This window comes from Aquabacterium commune (assembly GCF_004362855.1).
Taxonomy (GTDB): domain Bacteria; phylum Pseudomonadota; class Gammaproteobacteria; order Burkholderiales; family Burkholderiaceae_C; genus Aquabacterium; species Aquabacterium commune.
This window is the reverse complement of the sequence record NZ_SNXW01000031.1, coordinates 1-3,691: the sequence shown is the minus strand read 5'-3', so window position 1 is coordinate 3,691 and position 3,691 is coordinate 1. Positions and strand designations below refer to the sequence as shown.

Annotated in this window: 2 protein-coding genes and 1 pseudogene; 1 reads left to right on the top strand and 2 read right to left on the bottom strand. The window is 56.9% G+C overall.

The genetic code is table 11. From position 1 onward, the window contains the following. Window positions 1-95: 95 nt before the first annotated feature. Both EV672_RS18575 and EV672_RS18570 read right to left on the bottom strand, forming a co-directional pair. Window positions 96-797: pseudogene (locus EV672_RS18575) on the bottom strand (SNF2-related protein); the annotation flags it as partial. Between the two features lie 79 nt (window positions 798-876). After that, entirely contained in the window at window positions 877-1,923 is a 1,047-nt protein-coding gene (locus EV672_RS18570; protein WP_133611424.1) for a DNA cytosine methyltransferase, read from the bottom strand. Window positions 1,924-2,778: 855 nt separating this feature from the next. Between EV672_RS18570 and EV672_RS18565 the strand changes: the two genes are divergently transcribed. Continuing rightward, window positions 2,779-3,417 carry a PDDEXK family nuclease gene (locus EV672_RS18565; protein ID WP_243738770.1) on the top strand — a complete coding sequence of 213 codons (639 nt, stop codon included), beginning with the start codon at window positions 2,779-2,781 and terminating at the stop codon, window positions 3,415-3,417. The last annotated feature ends 274 nt before the right edge of the window (window positions 3,418-3,691 follow it).

Genomic DNA, 3,691 nt, shown 5'->3' with positions numbered 1-3,691 from the left:
ACACTTATCCACAGCTGACCACCCTTTGGTCGGCTACCAGCCCTGGCTCAATACTGGATCGGCACAGTGGCTCAGATTTGGATCGGCGCGGACACGCGTAGACCTTCACCGCTTTTGACCCAGTCCATGGACGCGATGAGGCGCGGATGGGAGGTCCAGGGATTGGCGTGGATGCCTCGCTCCCGGCGCAACTGCTTGATGTACGCTGTGTCTACGACGCGGAATTCGAGGCCAAATTTTTCCAGCATCTCCACGCGCCACTTTTCTTGCAACGAAGCTGGGCAGATGATCAGGACGGTGCGGGCGCGGTGCCGCAGCAACATCTCCTGGATGACGAGACCAGCCTCAATGGTCTTGCCCAAGCCGACGTCGTCGGCGATAAGGAGATTGACACGGGCCATGTCGATGGCACGCACCAGTGGATCGAGCTGGAAGTCTTCAATGCTGACGCCGCTGCGGAACGGCGCTTGCAGGAAGCCTCTGTCGGCATTGGTGGCTGCGCCCCACCGAACTGCATCCAGGAAGGCTTCAAGGGTGTCGGAGTCATCCTGCCCACTGATCGAAGGCAAGCCAGCACACTCAATGGGTTGTGCGCCCGGTTCAATCTCCCAGATGACCTCAAGCTCTTCGCCTATCCCGTCTTCATCAATGGACGTGAGGGTCACCAAGTTTTGAAGAGCTCCGCCAGAGAGATTGGACGCGTCAACCTCCACCACCACCCATTGACGTCGGCGAACTTCGACAAGTTGGCCAGGCTCAGGTGTTGCCCTGTATGAAGCTGATTTTTCCGTTTGCATGAGGCTCAATTCCCGTGAGCCCCAATTGTGGGCATGTTTCAGGTCATTTCATGCGGGCGTGGCGCAGGCCAACACAGGGTCAGTGCTGTACCAGATGATTCTTGATGCTCAGCCCGATGGCTCGGCCAAGTCCCACTGGAACGGCGTTTCCAATCAGTCGGCCTAGCGCGCTGAAATTCACGTCGCCACCGTCTGGCAGAAACTTGTAGTCAGGTGGGAAGCTCTGTAAAACGGCTGCCTCGCGCAGTGAAATTGCCCGGTTCTGCGAAGGGTGTCCGAATCGCCCATTTCCAAAGCCATAACACTGCGTCGTCATCGTGGGGGCAGGCTTGTCCCACTCCATCCGGCCGTAGACGCTGGGGAATGTCTTTCCAGTGCTTTGCTTGTGGCAGTCAGCTACCAGGGACTTTGGCCAGTCGCGCCAAGTGCCTCCTGGCTTGGACGCCTTCATGCGCTTCATGTTCAGCTCTGACAACGATGCGGCCGAATGCAAGGGATCTTTCTTGCATGTTTGGCCCGCCTGAATCGGTGTGAGCACCTTGATCGCTTCCCGCACGGTCATCGGTTCACTGTGGGTGGGCGGGGCAAGCGAGATGTCACCAAGCTTTGAGGCCAGCAGGACCATCCTCCTTCGAGCTTGGGGAACACCGTAGCGGGAGCAGTCCACAACGTCATGCCAGACGTGGTACCCCAAGCTCTCCAGCTTGGAAACAAAGTCCTTAAAGACGCGGTGCCTGGCAACTGACGGCACGTTCTCCATGGTCACGATGTGAGGCTTCGTTTCTTCCGTAAGCCGGGCGAACTCATAGAGCAGGCCCCACTTGCCATCCCGCTCTGCGTCGTAGCGTTGGGAGTACGTCGAAAACGGTTGGCACGGTGCGCAGCCCGCCAGCACTTTGACGTCGACCTGTCCAAAAAGGGTCGCAACCTTTTCCGCTGACACGCTGGCGACATCCGCCTCAATGAACTGAGCGGCATTGTTTTGTACGTAGGGGTAGCGACATGCCGGGTCCAGGTCAATTCCTGCCACGACTGGGATGCCCTCACGGACAAGTCCGTGGGTTAAGCCTCCGGCTCCGCAAAACAGGTCTATGCAGGCAACACTTTTTTTCTTGGGATTCGTCATTTGCATCATGCAAGAGATGTCGGACAGGCGCAGGGCTTAGGTGAGTCAAGGCGGCTTGATGGTAAGGCAAAGCTAGCAAGCGTGGACATGCCCAAACCATGTCAAGTGAATCTGCTATCCGCGTGCTGCTCTGTTGGCCTTGTTCTGGCTCCAGCCACTAGAGACAGTTGCCATTCTATTGCGTCTTTTTATATCCGGATGTCCGCAGCTGATATGTATCGTCGTATTCACGCGCTAGATATGAATTTCAAATTATTTGCTAGAAACATGCAATGCCAAAAAACTAAATAGCTCAGGCCGTTGAAAAAATATCCATAACAAATTACGCTGCTGGTTTTTCGGCCTCGCCCGGCTCCCCCGAACCCATTTTTTGAGGAAATGATCATGTAAACGAAAAAAGCCAACCCCTCGTGAGAGAGATCGGCTTCCTCGGCCGCAAGAAGCAGCAGGAACTAACGGTGTGGTGCCAAAAGTTTCCGCGATTTCTTCGGCCGAGTCAAGCCCCCTTTTGCCTTTTAAAAGTTGAACGCCTGCATCTGTGGCGTTCAGCTCTGGCGCATGGCGCCGATGCAATCTGGAGACTGGACGATGAATCGCGGATGGAAAAATCTGTGCACGCGAATGCGTGACGGGCGAGGACAAGGTCACGGAGACCTATACCAGCCGTGGCTGTGGATCAGACGGAAGAACACGTCGTCCAAGGGCAATCAGGTCACTGACTCGCTGCCTGGCTACCGAAGAGCCTCCCACTTCTTGGCTCGGGTGGAGTGGCACGTTGGGCTCCTTTGCCTGTACCTGGGCGCCAGGGACGTGCGCGAGCAGTACCCACTGTGGCCTGATGCACACCCGCATCCATTGAACGATCTCTTCCTAAGGCGTGGGCTGGCCAGGCCTCCACACCGAGGACTGCTTGACATCGCGCGTGAGGCAGGCATCGAGCATGGCAGCGAGGTTGGCTTTCCCGATGTGCCATACGTTGCCACCCTAGACCTGGCCGTCACTTTGGTCGTGCGGCAGGCAGTGCGTCTGGTTGCCGTTTCTTTGAAGCCGTTCGGCGAGGTTCTTGAGGCGGAGCCACTGGACCGGATGCTTGAAAGGTTGGAGCTGGAACGGCGCTACTTCGCGGAGTCATGTGATCGATATGTGATCGCTGACCAATCGCTACTTGGTCGGTACACCGGGGGGAACTTGGAGAAGTTCTCTGCTGCCCAGCAGTTGCCTGTGCACTTGTCCTGTCCTATGTTGATCAACGACTTCTCGGCGCATCTTGTCGATGTCGCAAAGCAAGCCACCATCAGCGAGGCGATCAATCATGTCGGGGGCTCAATGCGCCTGGGAGCCTTTGATGCAGATCTACTGTGGCGTCACGCAGTGTGGACTCGCCGTATCGAGTTGGATCTCACCATGCCAATTGAGCTTGGGCGTCCGCTTGTATGTGACAACGGCACCATGGCCGGTGCCTTAGCCACGGCGCTGCTTGGTGAGGTGGTGTGATGGCCGCCCTCCGGATCAATGATGTGCTGCGAAGCGTGCTCCCGACGGCCCCATTTGTCGGGGTTCATCGGGTGCTGTGGATCCATACTGATCTTGCTCGCGGTTGGGACCTTGCGGTGACCATAGAAATACCAGTTCAGTCTGCCATCGTCCCTGCCACTCGGTACTACAAGGCCCCAGTTAGGGAAGGTCTGCATAAATCGCCCGGACACGTGCTTGGCGCCGACCTGATTGCCTGAGACCATTGAGCCCATGAAGCAAAGCAGCCTTGGAT

Coding starts and splice junctions, on each gene's coding strand:
- EV672_RS18570 (WP_133611424.1), bottom strand. CDS start 1,923: ATGACGAATCCCAAGAAAAAAAGTGTTGCCTGCATAGACCTGTTTTGC.